General features: G+C 61.3%; 18 protein-coding genes. 7 read left to right on the forward strand and 11 right to left on the reverse strand.

Annotation, left to right across the window (positions count from 1 at the left end):
* Positions 1-4: 4 nt before the first annotated feature.
* The 10 genes from ACYU70_RS20540 to ACYU70_RS20585 form a co-directional block, all read right to left on the reverse strand.
* Positions 5-397, reverse strand: coding sequence for a hypothetical protein (locus ACYU70_RS20540; RefSeq protein WP_342299009.1), 393 nt, complete (start codon positions 395-397; stop codon positions 5-7).
* Between the two features lie 143 nt (positions 398-540).
* Positions 541-1161, reverse strand: coding sequence for a response regulator transcription factor (locus tag ACYU70_RS20545; protein ID WP_342299008.1), 621 nt, complete (start codon positions 1159-1161; stop codon positions 541-543).
* Between the two features lie 97 nt (positions 1162-1258).
* Entirely contained in the window at positions 1259-3262 is a 2004-nt protein-coding gene (locus ACYU70_RS20550) for a tetratricopeptide repeat-containing sensor histidine kinase (protein ID WP_342299007.1), read from the reverse strand.
* Positions 3263-3520: 258 nt separating this feature from the next.
* On the reverse strand, positions 3521-5071 hold the full coding sequence (gene gltX / locus ACYU70_RS20555; RefSeq protein ID WP_342299005.1) for a glutamate--tRNA ligase: 1551 nt from the start codon (positions 5069-5071) through the stop codon (positions 3521-3523).
* A 104-nt stretch (positions 5072-5175) separates the two neighbouring features.
* Positions 5176-6471 (reverse strand): erythromycin esterase family protein, encoded by a 1296-nt coding sequence (locus ACYU70_RS20560; RefSeq protein WP_342299004.1) that lies wholly within the window; start codon positions 6469-6471, stop codon positions 5176-5178.
* Positions 6472-6583: 112 nt separating this feature from the next.
* Positions 6584-6775, reverse strand: a complete 192-nt coding sequence (locus tag ACYU70_RS20565) for a hypothetical protein (RefSeq protein ID WP_342299003.1) — start codon at positions 6773-6775, stop codon at positions 6584-6586.
* A gap of 58 nt (positions 6776-6833) precedes the next feature.
* Entirely contained in the window at positions 6834-7217 is a 384-nt protein-coding gene (locus tag ACYU70_RS20570; protein WP_342299001.1) for a RidA family protein, read from the reverse strand.
* 131 nt (positions 7218-7348) lie between these two features.
* Positions 7349-9184 carry a glutamine--fructose-6-phosphate transaminase (isomerizing) gene (glmS, locus tag ACYU70_RS20575; RefSeq protein WP_342298999.1) on the reverse strand — a complete coding sequence of 612 codons (1836 nt, stop codon included), beginning with the start codon at positions 9182-9184 and terminating at the stop codon, positions 7349-7351.
* A gap of 67 nt (positions 9185-9251) precedes the next feature.
* Positions 9252-10745 (reverse strand): DUF4270 family protein, encoded by a 1494-nt coding sequence (locus ACYU70_RS20580; protein ID WP_342298997.1) that lies wholly within the window; start codon positions 10743-10745, stop codon positions 9252-9254.
* Positions 10729-11541 (reverse strand): glycogen/starch synthase, encoded by an 813-nt coding sequence (locus ACYU70_RS20585; RefSeq protein ID WP_342298995.1) that lies wholly within the window; start codon positions 11539-11541, stop codon positions 10729-10731. Before ACYU70_RS20585 ends, ACYU70_RS20580 begins: the two co-directional genes overlap by 17 nt.
* Positions 11542-11660: 119 nt before the next feature.
* Between ACYU70_RS20585 and panC the strand changes: the two genes are divergently transcribed.
* The 6 genes from panC to ACYU70_RS20615 all read left to right on the forward strand — a co-directional run bounded on the left by panC (position 11661) and on the right by ACYU70_RS20615 (position 16395).
* A complete protein-coding gene (gene panC / locus ACYU70_RS20590) occupies positions 11661-12509 on the forward strand; it encodes a pantoate--beta-alanine ligase (RefSeq protein ID WP_342298994.1) in 849 nt (282 codons plus the stop codon).
* Between the two features lie 110 nt (positions 12510-12619).
* Positions 12620-12967 carry an aspartate 1-decarboxylase gene (gene panD, locus ACYU70_RS20595; RefSeq protein WP_198069639.1) on the forward strand — a complete coding sequence of 116 codons (348 nt, stop codon included), beginning with the start codon at positions 12620-12622 and terminating at the stop codon, positions 12965-12967.
* Between the two features lie 99 nt (positions 12968-13066).
* Positions 13067-14116: a lysylphosphatidylglycerol synthase transmembrane domain-containing protein gene (locus ACYU70_RS20600; RefSeq protein ID WP_342298993.1), complete on the forward strand. Its 1050-nt coding sequence runs from the start codon at positions 13067-13069 to the stop codon at positions 14114-14116.
* A gap of 100 nt (positions 14117-14216) precedes the next feature.
* Positions 14217-14696 (forward strand): D-glycero-beta-D-manno-heptose 1-phosphate adenylyltransferase, encoded by a 480-nt coding sequence (gene rfaE2, locus ACYU70_RS20605; protein WP_342298991.1) that lies wholly within the window; start codon positions 14217-14219, stop codon positions 14694-14696.
* Between the two features lie 143 nt (positions 14697-14839).
* Positions 14840-15517, forward strand: a complete 678-nt coding sequence (locus tag ACYU70_RS20610; RefSeq protein WP_342298990.1) for a zinc metallopeptidase — start codon at positions 14840-14842, stop codon at positions 15515-15517.
* A gap of 263 nt (positions 15518-15780) precedes the next feature.
* Complete coding sequence (locus tag ACYU70_RS20615) at positions 15781-16395, forward strand: response regulator transcription factor (protein WP_342298989.1); 615 nt, start codon at positions 15781-15783, stop codon at positions 16393-16395.
* Between the two features lie 108 nt (positions 16396-16503).
* Here ACYU70_RS20615 and ettA read toward each other — a convergent pair whose 3' ends face one another.
* Complete coding sequence (ettA, locus tag ACYU70_RS20620; RefSeq protein ID WP_342298987.1) at positions 16504-18168, reverse strand: energy-dependent translational throttle protein EttA; 1665 nt, start codon at positions 18166-18168, stop codon at positions 16504-16506.
* A 283-nt stretch (positions 18169-18451) separates the two neighbouring features.
* Here ettA and ACYU70_RS20625 point away from each other — a divergent pair, with 283 nt between their 5' ends.
* Positions 18452-19771 (forward strand): DUF349 domain-containing protein, encoded by a 1320-nt coding sequence (locus ACYU70_RS20625; protein WP_342298986.1) that lies wholly within the window; start codon positions 18452-18454, stop codon positions 19769-19771.
* The last annotated feature ends 96 nt before the right edge of the window (positions 19772-19867 follow it).

The raw sequence follows: 19867 nt of genomic DNA on the forward strand, positions 1-19867 counted from the left end.
AAATTTACTCCTCCTGCGGGAGTTCGCCGCGCGTTTCGGCGGCTTCCTTGTCGGGGTCGCCTACGGTTTTCTTGCGCTTGGCCTCGCGGCTGGTGCGTTTGATGAAGTCCTCATCCGATTCTTCGGGCTCGGCAGCGTGGCCGTCTTCGATGGGGAAGTTGGCATCTTCGGCGTCATCATCGCCGGGCTTTTCGCCGAACTGGCCGGCGCGGTCCACGAGCTTTTTATCGCGCACGTGGCGGCCCAGAAACTGGTTTATCTGCTCGATGGAGTAGTTGGACGTGATTTCGCCCAGCGGATTCACCCCAATCTCAAAGCCCTCCAATTCTTTGTGAACGCGGGCTTTTTTGGCGGGGTCGGTGGCAGCTTTCTTGGGTTTGACGGGTTTCTTGGCCATGACGGGGTGCAGAGACGGAGAAATACTCCGCTGCTGTACGCGAAATCACGGGTTTGGGTGCCAGCAAGCCGGCTTCAAGGACAAAAAAGCGAGTGTGCCGGCTCCCGCAAGGCGGGTGCGGGGCGGCGCTTTCGGCCCGCGCTTTAGCCGCGCCGGCTGCGGGCCAGCAGCTCGGATTTGGAATTGATTTGCAGCTTGTCGTACACCGTGCGGATGTGGGCGCGCACCGTGTTCAGGCTGATGCCGAGGCGGTCGGCCACCAGCTTGTAGCTCAGGCCCTGCTCCAGGGCCTCCACAATCTGCTGCTCGCGCGGGGTGAGGGCGGTAGCGGGCGCGGCGGGCCGGAAGTAGCGCATCACGTGCCGCGCAATGGCCGGCGACATCGGCGAGCCGCCCGCCAGCACATCCAGCAGGGCCTGCTTGATGGCCGGCAGCGGCGTGCTCTTCACCAGGTAGCCCACCGCCCCGGCGCACAGGGCCTGGAAGGTACGCTCGGCATCCTGATACACGGTGATGAGCACCACCTCGGCCTGCGGGGCCAGCTCCCGAATCAACCCCACGCCCTCAATGCCGGTAGCGCCGGGCAGGCCGATATCGGACAGCACCAAGCGCGGGGCCACGGTGCCATCGGCCAGCAGGCTCAGCAGTTCCTCTACCGAGCCCGCCACGGCCACGCACTCGAACTCCGGCTGCGCGCACAGGTACGTATGCAGCGCCTCGCGGATGGCAGGCTGGTCTTCCACAATGGCCAGGCGAATTTTCATAGAGCAAAGGTCCGGCGTATTTGCAAGCAGCGGTATCGCATGTTGATGCGATGCCCGGTGGTGGCGCGGCCCTTTCAAGGCCGGGCCGGAATGTCGCTTATGCGCTCTTTTTCAGCCCAAAAGCCCGGCGCGGACTGGCCAGCGGCACGGCCACCTGCACCCGGAAGCCCCCGCCAGTTACGGAGCCGGCGGTGGCCGCTCCGCCCATGGCTTCGGCCCGTGTGGCCATGTTGCGCAGGCCGTGGCCCGAGCGCCGGCCGGTGCCATCCTGGGTCGGGGCGGGACTGGGGGCGTTGTCTTGCACTTCCAACACCAGCTGGGGCAGGCTGCTGGCCACGTAGCGCAGGCGCACGGCCACGGCGGTGGCACCGGCAGCGTGCTTCAGCACATTATGCAGGCTCTCTTTATAGATGAGGTACAGATTGCGGCGCAGCAGCACCGACAGCCGTTGGTCGGGGAGGTCAGCGGGGAAGTCAAATGTTACAGTCAGGCCCGCCAGGCCCAGCACCTCGTAGGCGTAGTCGCGCATGCGGTCCAGCAAGTCGGGCAGGTGGTCGTTGTGGGCATCGAGGCTCCACACCACATCGTTGAGCTGGCGCACGGCCGAGCGGCTGGCTTCGGTGATTTCGCCCAGCTGCTGGCGCTGGCCGGCCGCATCGGCCAGGCCTTCCTGAAGCAGACTACTCTGCAAGGAAATCTGGCTCAGCAGGGTGCCCACGTCATCGTGCAGGTCGGCGGCCAGGGTATTGCGCAGGGCCGTTTCGCGGCGGCGCTGGTGCTGGCGGTAGCGCCACAGCAGGGCGGTGCCACCCATGGTGGCCAGTAGCAGCAGCACCAGCAGGCCGGCGGCCAAGCGCTGCTGCCGCAGGCGGGCCAGCTCCTCCTGCTGGCCCAGCAGCTGCAGCTCGGCGCGGTGCTGGGCGGCCGCGTGGTTGAAACGCAGGGCAGCGGTGCGGCGGCTCACATCGGCCCCGTGCAGGCTGTCGTTGTAGGTGTCGAAGCGGCGCTGGTCCTGGTAGGCGGCGGCCCAGTTGCCCTGGGCGGCGTGGGCCTGGGCCAGCACCTCATAGGCCGAGTGCAGGCCTTCGAGGGATCGGGCCTGAGCACTGGCCTGGCGGCCGCGGGTGGCGTAGGCCAGGGCGCTGTCGGGGCGGCCCTGGTGCAGCCAGGTGCGGCCCAGCAGCGCCAGCAGCTGCGGCACCAGCAGCACGTCCTGGGCTTCGGCGGCCTCGTGCAGGGCGGTGCGGGCCAGAGGCAGGGCGGTGGCATGGTCGCCCAGGCGCTCCGTCACATCGGCCAGGTGGAAGCGCATGGTGCGCACCGTGGCCTGGTCGGCCACGGCAATGCGGTGGCTCACGGCAATGCTCAGGCCGTAGAAGCGACGGGCTTCGGCCCAGTTGCCCTGGGCGCGATTGAGCTCACCCAACTCCGCCATAATCAGGTTGATGCGGTCGGGGTAGTCGTAGTGGCGGGCAATAGCCAAAGCCTCCTGCAAGTACTGCCGGGCCGAACCAAACTCGCCCAGCCGGGTGTAGAGGCTGGCCGCGTGGATTTTCAGGCTGGTATGGAAGCGCCGCTCATTGCCCGTCGAGCTGATGGCCATGCCGCGCAGGCAGTAATCAAGCGCCTCGGCCAGGCGGCCCTGCTGGTCGGCAATGCGGGCCAGCCGGCCCAGGCCCCGCATCTGCCCGCCCAGGTCGTGCAGACGGGTGAATTCGCGACGGGACTCCTGCAGCGGCAGACAGGCCGAGTCGTATTGGGCCAGGGCAATGTGATAGTCGGCCAGGTTCAGCAGGGCTTCGGCCAGGAAATCGCGGTAGCCCACGCGGCGTGCCAGCCCAACGGCCTCCCGGCGAAAGGGACCGGCCTCGCCGGCATCCACTTCCATCAGCTCATCGCCCAGGTCACACAATAGTTCCACTCTCACCGTATCGCCCTGCGAATGGCTGCGTAACAGGTTCTTCAGGCTGTCGATGCGTTGGAATGCTGCCGACGTTTGAGCTGCTGCCTGCCGGGGCAGCCCAGCGCCCACGCCCAGCAGCCCGCAGATAACGGCAACCGAAGTGCGGAAAGCCAGCAGGTAACGCCCGTATACAGCCACGGAATGAACAAATAAGGACTTCCGGGTGCCAGCCGTCGGATTAAGTAGACGTTTAGGGAATATTGCCAGGTTGGTAGTTGAAAACAAATACCTGCCAAAGTTATGCGAAAGCAGCCAATGGCTATAGCTGGATGAAACGATAACTCGGGTGCTTTCTCTATTATCTTCAATGGGATGCAAGCTCCTACGCTTCAGTAAAAAAAAGCCCGGCCGCCTGATATCAGGCAGCCGGGCTATAAGCCGCAGTCGAAACCGAATTTATGCCGCTACGGGAATGGTAGCCACGGCCGTGCGCAGGCGCTCGGCCACTTCGGGCACACCCAGAATCACGAGCGTCTCGAACAAATCGGGGCCGGCGGCGGCTCCGGTCACCGCCACGCGCAGGGCTTGCAGCACCTGGCCGGGCTTGAGGCCCTGGGCCGCCATCGTGTCGTTGAAGAGGGTTTTCAGGCCTTCGGCCGAAATTTCGGGGGCCGTGGGCAAGGCCTCAGCGTAGGCCGTGAGGGCGGCGGCCACGGGGCCGTTCCACTTCTTGCTCACCACGGTTTCGTCGTAAGTATCCGGGGCCTGGAAGAAGTATTTGGCCTCCTGCCAGAAGTCGTTCGGGAAGCTCACCCGCTCCTTCATCACGCCCACAATCTGCTCGGCTTTCTCCTGCGAGCACACAATGGCGTGCTCGTGCAGGGCCGTGAGCAGATAGGGGGCCAGCTCGGCGTTGGTTTTGGCGCGCAGGTAGTGCTCGTTGAACCACTTCACCTTGTTCTGGTCGAACTTGGCCGGCGACTTGCTCACGCGCTCAATCGAGAAGGCCTGAATCAGCTCATCCATCGAGAAAATCTCCTGCTGCGTGCCGGGGTTCCAGCCCAGGAAGGCTAGGAAATTCACCAGGGCTTCGGGCAGGTAGCCGTCTTCGCGGTAGCCGCGGCTGATGGTGGCTTCGCCGGTTTCGGCATCGGTGCCGTGCCATTCCAGCGGGAAAACAGGGAAGCCGAGGCGGTCGCCGTCGCGCTTGCTCAGCTTGCCGGTGCCGTCGGGCTTCAGCAGCAGGGGCAGGTGGGCAAACTGCGGCATCGTCTTCTCCCAGCCCAAATAGCGGTATAATAGCACGTGCAGCGGCGCGCTCGGCAGCCACTCCTCGCCCCGGATTACGTGCGAGATTTCCATCAGATGGTCATCCACGATGTTGGCCAAATGGTAGGTCGGCATGCCGTCCGACTTCATCAGCACCTTGTCATCAACCGCCGAAGAATGCACCACCACCCAGCCACGAATCAAATCCTGGAAGCGGATTTCCTCCTTGCGGGGCACTTTCAGGCGAATCACATACTGCGCACCGCCGTCGAGCAGGGCCTTCACCTCGTCCTCGGGCAGGGTGAGGGAGTTGCGCATCTGGGCGCGGGTGATGGAGTTGTACTGCGGGTTGGGCACCTTCGCGGCCTGTAGGCGGGCGCGCATGGCGTCCAGCTCCTCGGGCGTGTCGAAGGCGTAGTAGGCGTGGCCGTCGGCGATGAGCTGGTCGGCGTACTGCTTGTACATGGGCTTGCGCTCGCTCTGCTTGTAGGGGCCGTGGGGGCCGCCCACGCCCTGGCCTTCGTCAATCACGATGCCGCACCAGGCCAGCGCTTCCAGAATGTACTCCTCGGCACCGGGCACGAAGCGGTTTTGGTCCGTATCCTCGATGCGGAGTAGCATTTTGCCGCCCAGCTTGCGGGCCAGCAGGTAGTTATACAGGGCGGTGCGAACGCCGCCAATGTGCAGCGGCCCGGTGGGCGAAGGTGCGAAACGCACCCGGACTTCTCTCTCGGTCATAACAGAAAAAAAGCGCGCCCCGGGGTTCGGAACGCGCTGCAAAGGTAAGACGGTTGGCCGGTCGGCACGAAGCTCAAAATTCAGCGCTTAGGGAGCTTCGCTACTCACTCGCCCCAGGGGTAAAGGTCGGGCGGCCCGTTTTCTTCGGCGTGAATTGCCAGCGGGTGCAGGGGTTTGGTGTGGTCCAGGAACGCAAAGGCGTCGTAGCGGTCGGGAATAAGTGAGGGCACGTAATTGCCAAAATGTTCGAACTGCGGCCGGTACACCACCCCGATGGCCCGGTGCCCCACGGCCCGCGCCAGCCGCGCATCCCCCCGTATTTCCGAAGAAAAAAGCAGGGCATTTTCACCGCCCAGTTGCGCGTGCAGCATGGCCTCCCAGGAATCACGCGGGGCGGCGGGCACGGGCATTTTCTCAAGTGGCGCGCCCCATTCCTTGCCCGCCACCACGCCGCCCTGGTACGAGCCAAAGCCCAAGCTGAACACCTGCGCGCGGCCCAACTGCTCCCGCGCCAGCTGCCCGATATTTACCATGTCTTCGCGCCGCATGTCGGTATAGCGGGCGTCACCTACGTGCGTATTGTGCGCCCAGATGATGGCCTTGCTGTGCGGCCCGTGCAGGCCCAGCAGACGGTTGAGGGTTTCCATCATGTGCTCGTCGCGCACGTTCCACGAGGCCCCGCCGCCGCGTAGCATGGCCTTGTAGTAGCGCTCGGCGTTCACGGCCACCAGGGCATTTTGCTCGGCCGCGAAGGCTTGCTCGCGCTCCGGCAGGGTGGCGTAGGTGCGGGTGGCGGCCTGCCGGCGCAGGGCGCGGAGCACGGCCGCTACCTCATCCTGGCAGTCTTCTGAAATGAAGGCCACGGCGCGGGCATATTCCTGCGGGTCGTGGCCGTAGGGCTCGAAGCAGCGGAAAGCCTGGCGGGCGGCGGTTATCGCGCCGTCGCCCTGCTGCTCGGCGTACTGGAGCACCGCCTGCAACGACTCCCAAAGACTGTACACGTCGAGGCCGTAAAAGCCCACGCGCCCCGCGGCGGGCCGGCGTTGGTTCTGGTGGTGCAGCCATTCTACCAAAGCCGCGATTTCCCAGTTGCCCCACATCCAGGTGGGCCAGCGGTTGAAGGTGCCCAGCAGACGGGCGGCCGTGCCGTAGGTGTTCGTGTCCTGCTTAATGGCCGCGTTCACCTCGAAGCAGTCGGGCCAGTCGCCCTCCACGGCAATGAAGTCGAAGCCTTTTTCCGCAATCAGCCGCTTGCTCAGGGCCGTGCGCCAGGTGTAGTATTCGTGGGTGCCGTGCGAGGCTTCGCCCAGCAGCACCACACGGGCATCGCCAATAGCAGCCAGCACGGGTGCCAGGTCGGCCGCCGTGCGGAGTGGGTGGGTAGGGAAGGGGGTTGCCATGGCTGGCAGGGATAGGCGCGGGCAGCGTTGCCTGGTCGTATTATTCTGCCTACGTGGTTAGCCTGCTGTGAGTTAACGACGAGCTTGCCGGTGGTGCCCTTCAATTGCCATCCTATCCCCGGTTCTTAAAACCCAGCCAGAGCACCAGTCCCAGCAGCGTGATGCCGCCCCGAATACCCCACGCCACGGCGGTGCCCCACTGGTCAATCCACGTCAGAAAAACGTAGTGAATGTTGGGGTTAATAAATGGCAGCGCCAGTGAAATAAGCCCAATAATGAGCAGGCCGAGTCCAAGTTCTTTCATGCGATGTGGGCGTTAGGCTGAAATAATTTTCCAACCCAACGCCCACATTGCCGGGATATTATGCGCCTACGGCGATGCAGGAAATTTCCACTTCCACATCGCGCGGCAGCCGGCTTACTTCCACCGTCTCCCGGGCCGGGGCCGTCGCATCGTCGAAATAAGAGCCATACACCTGATTGATGGTGGCGAAATTGCCGAGGTCTTTCACGAAGATGCTGCACTTCACCACATCGGTCAGGGCGAGGCCGGCAGCGGCCAGCACAGTGGTCAGGTTCTTCAGCACCTGGTGGGTCTGAGCAGCCACGTCGCCGGCCACCAATTGCCCGCCCGCATCCAGCGGAATCTGGCCCGAAACGTACACGGTATTGCCCGCCTTCACAGCTTGTGAGTAGGGGCCGATGGGGGCCGGAGCCTGGTCGGTGAGAATAATCTGGTGGGACATATGGTGGGTTGGTGGATTTTTGGGTTGGTGAATTAATGGATTATGGAGCGCAAATAACGCGAAAAGCCGCCCCTGTTTCCAGAAGCGGCTTCTCTTGGGCAAGCTTTAAAAACTCACCAATTCATAATCCACTACTCCACCGTCACCGATTTCGCCAGGTTGCGGGGCTGGTCAACGTTGCAACCGCGCAGCACGGCAATGTGGTAGGAGAGCAGCTGCAACGGAACTACCGATACCAGCGGCATCAGTACTTCCGACGTATGAGGCACTTCAATCACGTATTCGGCCATGGCCGGAATCACGGTGTCGCCCTCGCTCACGATGGCGATGATGCGGCCCTTGCGGGCTTTCACTTCCTGAATGTTGCTCACCACCTTCTCGTACGAGCTGTCGCGGGTGGCAATCACCACCATCGGCATGTTCTCGTCAATCAGGGCGATGGGGCCGTGCTTCATCTCGGCGGCAGGGTAACCCTCGGCGTGGATGTAGCTGATTTCCTTGAGCTTCAAGGCACCTTCCAGCGCTACGGGGAAGTTGTAGCCCCGGCCCAGGTACAGGAAGTTGGTGGCATCCTTAAACTCCTCGGCAATCTCCTGAATCTGGGCATCCAGCTCCAGGGCCTTGGTCACTTTGGCCGGAATCGTCTCCAACTCCACCATCAACTCGCGTAGCTTGGTATCGGTGATGGTACCGCGCTTCTGACCCATAATCATGGCCAGCAGGGTGAGCACCGTTACCTGAGCCGTGAAGGCTTTTGTAGAAGCCACCCCGATTTCAGGTCCGGCGTGGGTATAAGCACCAGCGTCGGTAGCGCGGGCAATGCTGCTGCCCACCACGTTGCATACACCGAAGATGGTAGCACCCTTGCTCTTGGCCAGCTCGATGGCTGCCAAAGTATCGGCCGTCTCACCACTCTGCGAAATCGCAATTACGATGTCACGCTCGGTGATAATCGGGTTGCGGTAGCGGAATTCCGAAGCGTACTCTACTTCTACCGGAATGCGGGCCAGGTCCTCAATCAGGTACTCGGCCACTAGGCCGGCGTGCCAGCTGGTGCCGCAGGCCACGATGATGATGCGCTGGGCATTGATAAACTTCTGCTCGTAGGCTCGGATGCCGCCCATGTTCAGGTGGCCGGCTTCCAGCTCCAAGCGGCCGCGCATGGAGTCGAGGATGGAACGGGGCTGCTCGAAAATCTCCTTCAGCATGAAGTGCGGGTAACCGCCCTTTTCAATGGAGTCCAGCTCCATCTCCAGCTTCTGGATGTAGGGCGTCTGGCTCACGTCCTCGCGGCTGCGGATTTCCAGCTGGCCGTCGCGGATAACTACGATTTCGTAGTCGTTCACATACACCACTTCGTTGGTGTACTCGATGATGGGCGTGGCATCGGAGGCGATGAAAAACTCACCTTCGCCAATACCAATCACCATCGGCGAGCCTTTGCGGGCGGCGATGAGTTGGTTGGGCGCATCCTTACTGAGCACCACAATGGCGTAGGCACCAATTACTTCGTGCAGGGCCAGGCGCACCGCTTCTTCGAGGGAGCAGCTGTTCTGCTTCTGAATTTCCTCAATCAGGTTCACGAAAACTTCCGTGTCCGTATCGGAATGAAAAACGTGGCCCTGCAATTCCAGGTGCGTTTTCAGCGCCGCGTAGTTTTCAATGATGCCGTTGTGAATAATGGCAATGCGCTCCGACGTGGAGTAGTGCGGGTGGGCGTTTACGTCGTTGGGCTCGCCGTGGGTGGCCCAGCGGGTGTGGCCCATGCCTACGTTGGCGTGCGTGTCTTTGTCGCTCAGGAAGTTTTCCAGCTCCGCGACTTTGCCCTTTTTCTTATAAACGCTCAATTCACCGTTGAGCAGCGCCACGCCCGCCGAGTCGTACCCGCGGTATTCGAGCCGATGCAGGCCTTTGAGAATGATAGGGCAGGCCTCACGATGGCCCAAATAAGCAACAATGCCGCACATGGCAAACGGGTTTAAAGTTATTAGAAATCAGAAAGTAAAAGGGCTATTGGTAGGCCCTCGCCCGGCACTAGCGCTGGGAGTAGTATACGCGCAAAGTTATTTTTGCGGCATCAATAGCTGCCCGGTCAAGGCTCAGGGTATTAGTGCCAAGGTTGCCGTAGGAGCGGAGGTTGGGCACCAGCACCAGGGCATCGGGGGTGGTATCGAGTTTGTTGGTCAGGTAGGCTTGCAGGTAGGTGGTAACGGGAATGCTGTAATACGGCTGAGTGGAGGTTCCATCAACCAGCAAGCTGTAGGCGGGGTTGCCGGCTCCTGTCTGGGTTGCACCGTCGGCCTGCACTACCCGGTCCACGGTCGTATAGTTCACTATTCGTTGCAACACTTGGTTCGCGGTGTTCACTTCCAAGGCGAAGAGCCGCGCAGGGTTGGTAAATAGGGCGTTGGAAAAAGGCTTTACCGGCACGCGCAACTCGGCGCGGTTCACGGTCAGGCCGGGCTTGGCGGCCAGGGCGGCCAGGCCCGTAAGCGTAATGCGCGTGCCCAGCCCCGTGCCTTCCTGCGCGTAGCTGGTATTGTTCAGGTCGCCCGAAGCCACGAAGCCGGGGCGGGTAGCCAGGGCTTGCAGCGCAGGCGGCAAGATGTTGGTAATCTGCGTGTAGTAACGAGGGTCGTTGGCCGTGGCCGTGCCGCCGCTGCCATATATCGAGCCGAAATATATCGGGTAGTAGTGCGACAGCACATTACTGGTAGCTCCCACGGAGTGGAAATAGACCACAATGCGCGGAATGTTGGATTGGCCAAAGCTCACAATATTGCCCGTGTGGCTGGCGCTGGGAACTATGGCCAGCCCTTTCAGCAAGGCATTAAGCTGGTCCTGCGAAAAGGTGGACGACTGCTGGAGCTTCTGAAAAAGCGCGGTGAAAAACGGCGACGCTACCGCGGGATTGCCGGCCGTGGCCGTGGTGCGCTGCAATATCAGGCGCACGCTTGGGTCGGGCACAATGGTCGTTACCGCCGGAATGGCGGCTGTGGTAGCGGTAGCTGGCACGGCCGCGGTCACGGTTTGCACCTGCGTGCGGTCGAGGCGGCTGGTCAGGTTCTGGCCCAGCAGCGGCCCTAGCGGGGTGGTAGTGCCGGCATCGTACACCTGCCGGTCGTCGAGCGCCGCAGGAAGCTGGTAAAGGTCGTACGCCACCGGGGTGGTGCTGCCATTCACCTTGTCGAAACCCAGCACCATTATTACCGAGTCAAGCACCGGGGCATTGAATTTCGATGGCAGTGAGTCGTTTACGCCCCCGTTCACCAAGTTGAAATACGCCCGGGCTTCGGTCACGCCCGCCACGTTGTCGTTGAGGCGGCCGATAAGGAAGTGGTCCGTTTTGAGGCTTTGCACCGGCGCCAGGCGTACGGTGCCGCTCGTCACGGGCAGGTCCAGGTATTGGGTGCTGATGCCGGTGGTGTCGGGCAGGTCCACGTTGAGGGCGGTGCCCGTGTCGCAGCCCGTCAGGGCCAGGGCGGCAAATGCCACCAAAGGGGCACAGCGGCTAGTTAGCCAATTCATTGTAGAGCGCTAGGTAAGAAGAGTGCAGGTTTTCGTCGGTAGCCACCTGGCTGAGCTTGTTGTGCAGGGCGTATTCGTGGAACATGCCGTTCATGTTTTCCGAAAAATCCTCGTCGGAACGCACCACGGTGTCGGCATACTCCATGCCCATTTTGATAAAGCCGCTGAAATCAGCGGTTTTCAACGAGGCCATCATGGCATCGTCGATGTCGAGCATCTTGGCTTTCTCGAGGATGTTGCCCTCAAATTTGTCCATGAACTCGTTGCTGTAAATCGAGAATACCGACTTGGCATCCTTGAACACCGGGTCTTTCTTGTAGGTGGTTTTCAGGTACAACGGAATCAGACCGGTCATCCAGTCGGAGCAGTGCACGATGTTGGGCGACCAGCCCAGCTTCTTCACCGTCTCGAGCACCCCTTTGCAAAAAAAGATGGCGCGCTCGTCGTTGTCGGCGTAGAATTTATCGTTTTTATCGACCAAAGCCGACTTGCGGTGGAAATAATCTTCGTTATCGATAAAATAAACCTGCAACTTTGCCGTCGGAATCGAGGCGACTTTGATGACCAGCGGTTTTTCGTCGTCGCCGACTGCGATGTTGATGCCCGAGAGGCGCACTACTTCGTGCAAACGGTTCTTGCGCTCGTTGATAATGCCAAAACGTGGCACGAAAATCCGGATTTCGCAGCCCATCTCCTGCATGCTGGCGGGCAGGCGGCGCAGCATTTCGGCCACCTTGGTGGTCTGGAGAAAGGGGTCAATTTCGGTGGCCGCGTATAGGATTCGTAGCTTCGACATAAAGGAATTATTGAAGAGAATGGAACAAGGCCATGCTATGGGTGCACAAAATTAAACAATTTTGAGCGGAAATTCAACATAAGCTACTTTGGGGGCCGTTCCAATTGCCTTCCTCTCCTATGCAGATACTAACTACCGCCGCCGGGTTGCAAGCCTACACCGAACAGGCGCGCCAGGCCGGCAAACGGGTGGGCCTAGTGCCCACGATGGGAGCCTTGCACGCCGGCCACATTCAGCTGGTGCAGGCTGCCCGCGCCGATTGCAATGAGGTGATAGCCACCATCTTTGTTAATCCCACGCAGTTCAACAATGCCGATGATTTCCGGCTCTACCCCCGGGTGCCGGAGGCCGATGCGGCCCTGCTGGAACCGGCCGGCTGCACGGCCTTATTCGTGCCTTCGGTAGAGGAAATGTACCCCCGGCCCACGGTGCTGCGGTTCGATTTCGGGGCTTTGGAACAAGTGATGGAAGGGGCGCACCGGCCGGGCCATTTCAACGGCGTGGCCACGGTGGTGAGCAAATTGTTCCATCTGGCCCGCCCGCACCGGGCGTATTTCGGGCAGAAGGACTGGCAGCAGGTGGCCGTGGTGCGCCAGCTGGTGGCCGACTTGTCGTTCGACCTGGAGATAGTGGCTTGCCCCACCATTCGGGAAGCCGACGGGCTGGCCATGTCCTCGCGCAACCGCCGGCTCGATGCGCCGGCGCGGGCCGTGGCCCCGCTGCTCTATCAGGTGCTGAGCGCCGCCGCCGCCCAGGTGCGGCAGGGCGTGCGGCCGGCCCAGGTGCAGGCCGATGCCCTGGCTACGCTGGCCCAGGAGCCAAGCATCACCTCTGAATACGTGGAAATAGCCGATGCCCAAACCCTGCAGCCGCTGGCCGAATATGCGCCCGGCCGGGCCGTGGTGCTGTGCCTGGCCGCTCACCTGGGCGGCGTGCGGTTGATTGACAACGTGGTGGTGGACGGCTAGGCCCGGCCAAAGCGGGGCAGGGGAGGAGGTTATCTTTGTGACCCCAACCAAAGCGGGGCAGGGGAGGAGGTTATCTTTGTGGCCCCAACCAAAGCCTGCGGGCCAATGCTATGCACATTGAAGTAATGAAGTCCAAAATCCACCATGCAACGGTCACGCAGGCCGAATTGCACTACGTGGGCAGCGTGACAATTGACGAAGACCTGCTGGATGCCGCCAATTTCGTGGAAAACGAAAAGGTGACCGTAGTGAACGTGAACAACGGCGAGCGTTTCGAAACATACACCATTCGCGGGGAGCGGGGCTCGGGCACCATCTGCCTGAACGGCCCGGCGGCGCGCAAAGTGGCGGTGGGCGACGTGGTTATCATCTTTTCCTACGCGCTGGTCGATTTTGCCGAAGCCCGGCAGCACAAGCCTACGGTTATTTTCCCCAACGAGCATAACCGACTGGCTTAAACCAATGATTGAATGGGCGAATGAGTGAATGAGCGAATGACTCTCGCGGCCATTCCTCCTTCACTCCTTCGCCCATTTACTCATTCACTCATTGTATTGATGAAACACCTGTTGACGATTGTTAAATACGTGCTGCTGCTGAGCATTTCGGTGGCGCTGATGTGGTACGCGGTGCGCGGGCAGGACCTGTCGCGCATTGGGCACTACATTGCCACGGCCAATTATTTCTGGCTCACGCTCACGCTCACGCTGTCGGCGCTGGGCTATTTCAGCCGCGCCTACCGTTGGCAGATGCAACTCGACGCTTCCCAAACGCCGGCCCCGTACTGGGCCGTGTACCACGCCATGATGGTGGGCTATCTGGCCAACCTGGTGCTGCCGCGCATGGGCGAAGTCATCCGCTGCTCGGTGCTGCGGCGCACGAGCGGCGTGCCCGTGCAGGTGGCGTTGGGCACGGTGGTGACCGAGCGCGTGATTGATGTGCTGGTGCTATTAGGCTTGGTAGTGAGCCTGTTGCTGCTTGATTTTAATACCTTCTGGAACTTCGTGACCGTGCAGGTGCTGGGCGGGCGCTACGAGGCGCTGGCCCGCAACCGCACGCCCCTGCTCATTGCGGCCGTCATTGCGGGCGTGCTACTGCTGGCGGCGGGCTATGCCCTGTTTCGCAACCTGGAGCGGCTGCGGCAGAATGCGTTTTTCAACAAGGGTATCCTATTTGTGAAGGGCCTACTGGCAGGCGTGTTCAGCGTGCTGAAGCTGGAGAAAAAAGGCGTGTTTCTGCTGCACACGCTGTTCACCTGGGCCGTGTATTACCTCATGGATTACCTGGCCTTCTTCTGCTTTCCTGAAACCTATAACCTCGACATGAAGGCCGGTTTGGCCGTGCTCACCTTCGGTGCCTTTGGCATGGCCGCGCCGGTGGCGGGCGGCATCGGGCCATTTCACGTGATGGTGCAGGGCATTTTGCTGGTGTACGGCGTGAGCAAGGAGGCCGGCATTGCCTACGCGCTGGTGGTACACGGGGCCCAAACGCTGCTGGTGGTGCTCATGGGTGGCATCAGCTTCGTGGCCGTAGCGGCGGCCGACAAGCGCAGCCTGCTCACCGAAGCTGAAGCCCTGGCCGAGGAACCGCTTACCACTGAGTTATGAGTTAAGGGTTAAGAGTTGCCCGTTTGAATGAATGGCCGAGCCTTTGTTCAAGCAGGCAATGTCCTTTAACTCTTAACTTATAACTCTTAACTCCCATCCCATGTGGACGAAAGATAAAATCCTGACCCGCGAGCAACTGCCGGCCACCTTGGCCGACTGGCGCGCGCAAGGCCGCAAGGTGGTGTTCACCAACGGCTGCTTCGATTTGCTGCACCTCGGCCACGTCGACTATCTGGAGCAGGCCCGGCACCTGGGCGATGCGCTGGTGGTGGGCCTGAATACCGATATTTCGGTGCGCTGCCTCAAGCCCGGCCGGCCCATTCAGGACGAGGAGGCGCGGGCCCGCATTCTGGCCGCGCTGGCGTTTGTGGATGCCGTGGTGCTCTTTGGCGAGCCCACGCCCCTGTCCCTCATCGAGCTGGTGCAGCCGGATATTCTGGTGAAGGGCGACGATTATGCCATCGAGCGCATTGTGGGCCACGAGCTGGTGCTGGCCCGGGGCGGGCAGGTGCTCACGGTGCCGCTGGTGGCGGGCTACAGCACCTCGCGCATCGTGGAGCACATTATTGCCACGCAGTAGCCACTTTGGCAGGGCCGAAAGACTGCATCTTTTTTGCAGAGCAGGTGTTTTGATAGCAGTGCCGGGTAGCGGCCGAAGCGTGGGCCAGTAGGTCCATGCCTCGGCGTCCGGCTGCGAATATCCCTTCATCTCACTTTCTTCCCATGTCTTCTTCCTATTTGCTCATCATCGTGCTGATGGCGGCCAGCTGGGCCATTCAATGGCGGCTGCGCAGCAAGTTCAAACAGTACGCCCAAGTAGGCCTGAGCTCGGGCCTGAGCGGGGCCGAAATCGCCACCAAAATGCTGGCCGACCATGGCATCTACGACGTGCGCATCATCAGCACCGCCGGCCAGCTCACCGACCACTATAACCCCACCGACAAAACCGTAAATCTGAGCGAAGGCGTGTACGCCGAGCGCAGTGCGGCGGCGGCGGCCATCGCGGCCCACGAGTGCGGCCACGCCGTGCAGCACGCCACAGCGTATTCCATGCTGCAATTCCGGTCGGCGCTGGTGCCCACGCTCAGCGCCGTGTCGCGCTTCATGCCCTGGATTTTGATGGCGGGCATTCTGATGCTGCGTACCAGCATCATTCCGTTGGGCGTGGGCATTGGCCTGTTTGCCCTCACCACGCTGTTTTCGTTCATCACGCTCCCGGTTGAGTTTGATGCCTCGCGCCGGGCCCTGGCCTGGATGGACCGGCGCGGCGTGGTGACCGTGCAGGAACACGCCATGGCCAAAGACGCGCTGTGGTGGGCGGCCATGACCTACGTGGTAGCGGCCCTGGCCTCGCTGGCCACCCTGCTTTATTACGTGGGCATTTTCCTGCGCCGCCGGTAAGCCGCCGCATCGTTTTTCACCAAAAAGAGCCGTCCTTCTGCTTGCAGAGGGGCGGCTCTTTTTTATGGCCGGCCGCCGAGGACGGGAAAAAAGTGGCCTAAAAGCCTGGTTTTTCAGGATTCAATTATTTAGATAATGAGTAGTATTGTTTATCGAAGCTAAAATACTACTTTGGCAGCCCCTTCCGCCTGTTGCCTGCGCCAATGCTTTGCCTCCGAAAGCTTACTGGTCAGCGGGTTCACCGCGTTGTGTCTGCCCGTGTCATGATTTCTTCTACCCCCACAGCCTTGGTGGCCGCCGCCCCAACGCTGCTCCGGCAAGGACTGGTAGCTACTCTGAAGGAGCAGTGGCCCCAGCTCCAGCTCACCCTCACCGCCGATGCCACGCAAGTCGTGGAACTGGTCGACCATGCCGCCTTCTGCCTGCTGGTGCTGGATGAGCAGCTGGCCGGCCGCCACCTGCCCGAGCTGCTGAACCGGCTGCACCACGCCAGGCCCAGCCTACGTCTGGTGGTGCTCACGGACCACCAGGTGTCCGTTTCCCCGCCGGCCGCCCTCGGCAAGCTCCTGCAGCTATCGCGCCATGTGCTGCCCCACGCCCTGGTTGGGGCGCTGGCGCAGTGGCTCGATGCGCCGGGTTGCACCGCCGGGGCCAGCCGCTCGCTACGGGCCTGTACCGTGCCCGACCCCTTCAGCCGCCGCGAGCTGGAGGTGCTGCGCCTGGTGGTGGCCGACCATTGCAACGAGGAAATTGCCGACCAGCTTTGCCTGAGCGTGCGCACCGTGGAAAGCCACCGCCGCATGCTGCTCCAGAAAGCCGGCACCCGCACCCTGGTGGGCCTGGCCGCCCGCGCCGTGCGCGAGGGCTGGGTGGCGTGAATGGTGTGAATCGCGCCAAACCGTTTACCTAATTCTACTTAAAATAAAAAGCACGCGGTGCTGGAGTCATCCGGCACCGCGTGCTTTTTAATAGTGAATCGATTTTAACTACCCCAGCTTCTTATACCGCACGCGCTTCGGCTCCACGTCGCCCAGGCGCTTGCGCTTGGCCTCTTCGTAGTCCGAGAAGTTGCCCTCGAACCACACCACTTCCGAGTCGCCCTCAAAGGCCAGAATGTGCGTGGCCAGCCGGTCCAGGAACCACCGGTCGTGGCTGATGATGACGGCGCAGCCGGCAAAGTTCTCCAGCGCGTCTTCCAGCGCCCGGATGGCGTTTACGTCCAAGTCGTTGGTCGGCTCATCGAGCAGCAATAAGTTAGCTCCCTGCTTCAGCGTCATGGCCAGGTGGACGCGGTTTTTCTCACCGCCCGAGAGCGTACCTACCTTCTTCTCCTGGTCGCCGCCGCCGAAATTGAACTTGCTTACATAAGCGCGGGAGTTCACCGGCCGGCCGGCCAGCAGCATGGTTTCGGTCCCGCCCGTGATGGTGTCGAACACCGATTTGCTGCCGTCCAGCGTGTCGTGCTGCTGGTCGATGTAGGCCGTGAGCACCGTTGGGCCCACTTCAAACGTGCCCGCGTCGGGCTTTAGCTGGTTGGTGATGAGGCGGAACAGCGTGGTCTTGCCTGCGCCGTTCGGCCCGATGATGCCCACGATACCACCCTGCGGCAGCGAGAAGCTCAGGTTCTCAAACAGCAGCTTATCTCCAAACGACTTCGTGATGCCCTCGGCCTCAATCACCTGTGCGCCCAAGCGCGGGCCGTCGGGGATGAATAATTCCAGCTTCTGCTCCTTGTCTTTCGCTTCCTCGCTGGCCAGCTTATCATAATTGGCCAGGCGGGCTTTGCCTTTCGATTGCCGGGCTTTGGGCGACATCCGCACCCAGTCCAGCTCGCGCTGGAGGGTCTTCATGCGCTTGCTTTCGGTATTTTCCTCCTTGGCCATGCGGTCGGTTTTCTGCTCCAGCCACGAGGAATAGTTGCCTTTCCACGGAATGCCCGAGCCGCGGTCCAACTCCAGAATCCAGCCCGCCACGTTATCCAGGAAGTACCGGTCGTGGGTCACGGCGATGACCGTGCCTTTATACTGCTGCAAGTGCTGCTCCAGCCACAGCACGCTCTCAGCGTCGAGGTGGTTGGTGGGTTCGTCCAGCAGCAGTACATCCGGCTCTTGCAGCAGTAGGCGGCACAGGGCCACGCGGCGCTTTTCGCCACCTGAGAGGTTACCAATAATGGCCTCCTGCGGCGGGGTGCGCAGGGCATCCATCGCCCGCTCCAGCTTGGTGTCGAGGTTCCAAGCATCGAGTTGGTCGAGGCGCTCCTGCACCTTGCCCTGGCGGTCGAGCAGCTTATCGAAGTCGGCATCCTCGGCCCCGAAGGCTTCGTTGATTTCGTCGTATTCCTTCAGCAGGGCCACGGTTTCGGCCGCGCCTTCTTCCACCACCTCGCGCACGGTTTTGGTGGGGTCGAGGTGCGGTTCCTGCTCCAGGTAGCCCACCGAGTAGCCCGGCGAAAACACCACTTCGCCCTGAAACTGCTTATCAACGCCGGCAATGATTTTCAACAAACTCGACTTGCCCGAGCCGTTCAGACCCAGCACGCCGATTTTGGCCCCGTAGAAAAACGAGAGGTAGATGTTTTTAAGAACTTGCTTCTGCGGCGGGTAAATCTTACTCACGCCGGCCATGCTGAAGATGATGGTCTGGTCGCTCATGGGGTGGGGGTGGGGCTAATGAAAGAAATGCGACTACAAAGAACGACAGCCGCCGCTTGCAACCCATGCCCCGACCCCGGGTTCTGTGAGCGGGTTGGTCCGGCCCTGGTCGTTGAATGTGCCGGTTTGGCCGGGGTTTAACGAAAGCTACATCTATTCATCACGTTTTTACCGTAAACTTGTACTCCCTTCCCGGTACGCATTTCAGCTGCAGCCCCTACGTTCTTTTTTGCCTTTCCCCTCCCCAATACCCCACCTTCCTACCCACGAGCTTACTATCTATATGGAACCAACCGACCACTTGTTGGCCGAAGCCAAGCGCTACGGCTACGTGGAAGCCGATGGTGTATGGCTGCGCCCCGTGCTGGGCCAGCCCGCTCGCCAGATTGGCCTAGTCAAAGATTCGGACGATGCCGCCCTGCGGTACTTCAGCCAACGTTTTGAAACCCTGCGTGCCAAAGTCGATTCGCTGCTCGAAAAAATGGCGGCTAGCGAGAACAAAGGCTCCTTCCTGATGAAGGCCCTGCACCTCAAAGAGCAGCTCCTGAGCTACGACGGCCTCGGCGATTTCGCCAGCCTGCACCGCCGCCTCACCGAGGCCGAGGATGCCATTGCCGTGACCGTAGTCCGCAACCGCGAAAAAAACCTGGCCACCAAAATCAGCTTCATTCACGAAGCCGAAGCCCTCAGCGAAAGCGTGGAGTGGATTTCGGCCAGCGAAAAGGTGAAAGACCTGCGCCAGGGCTGGCTCAAAACCGGCCCCGTCGACAAAGCCATGACCGACGAGTTGGAGCACCGCTTCCAGACCGCCATTCAGGTGTTTTTCGACCGCCGCAAGGCCTTTCAGTCCGATAAAAAGGCCATGACTAACCGGGTGCAAACCCGCTACCGTGACCTCATTCAGCAGGCCGAAGCCCTTAAAAACTCCGACCAGTTCGAAACCACCTCGCGCCAGCTCAAATTGCTGCAACAAGCCTGGCGAGATGTCAACGGCAACCTGCCCAAGAAGCAGGCCTCCGAGCTCTGGACGCGCTTCCGCGCCGCTAACAACCACTTTTTCGAGCGCCTCAAGGTGCATATTGCCGCGCAGCAGGCCGCGGGTGCGCCCGGTGCCCCCGCCACCCCCGAGGTGCTGCTGGCCCGCAAACGCTCCCTGGCCGAGCGCGCCGAAGCCCTGATGGCCATTCCGCCCCAGGAAGCCATCCATCAGGCCAAATCCCTGCAAGCCGAATGGAAGCAGGTGGGCACCGTGCGCGGCGAGGAGTCGGACCGCATCTGGCAGCGCTTTATGGTGGCCTGCGACAAGATTTTTGAGCTCAGCGCCCTCGAATACCACCTGCGTAAGCGTGCCGAAGGCACTCCCATGCCCACGGCCCCAGCCGAACGCGCCCGCTTCCGGGCCAGCACTTTGCGCGAGCTCCTCAAGGACGACCACGAGGAACTGAACACGCTCCGCGCCAACCTCGACAACCTCAGCCCTAGTGCCGCCAACGATGCTTTTCGGCAGATGCTGCAAACCAAAATCCGGTCGTTTGAGCGCAAGATTCGCACGAAAAACGACCTGATTGCCTTGTTCAGCCAGCAGGCGCAAACTGCCGGCTAACCTTGGCTAATATTTTGCGTTGTCGGTTGAAACGCCCCTCTCGTTTGTATCTTGACGGGAAACTGTTACCTTCGCCCACCCTTTTTTATTCGCTTC

Source organism: Hymenobacter segetis (assembly GCF_054776495.1).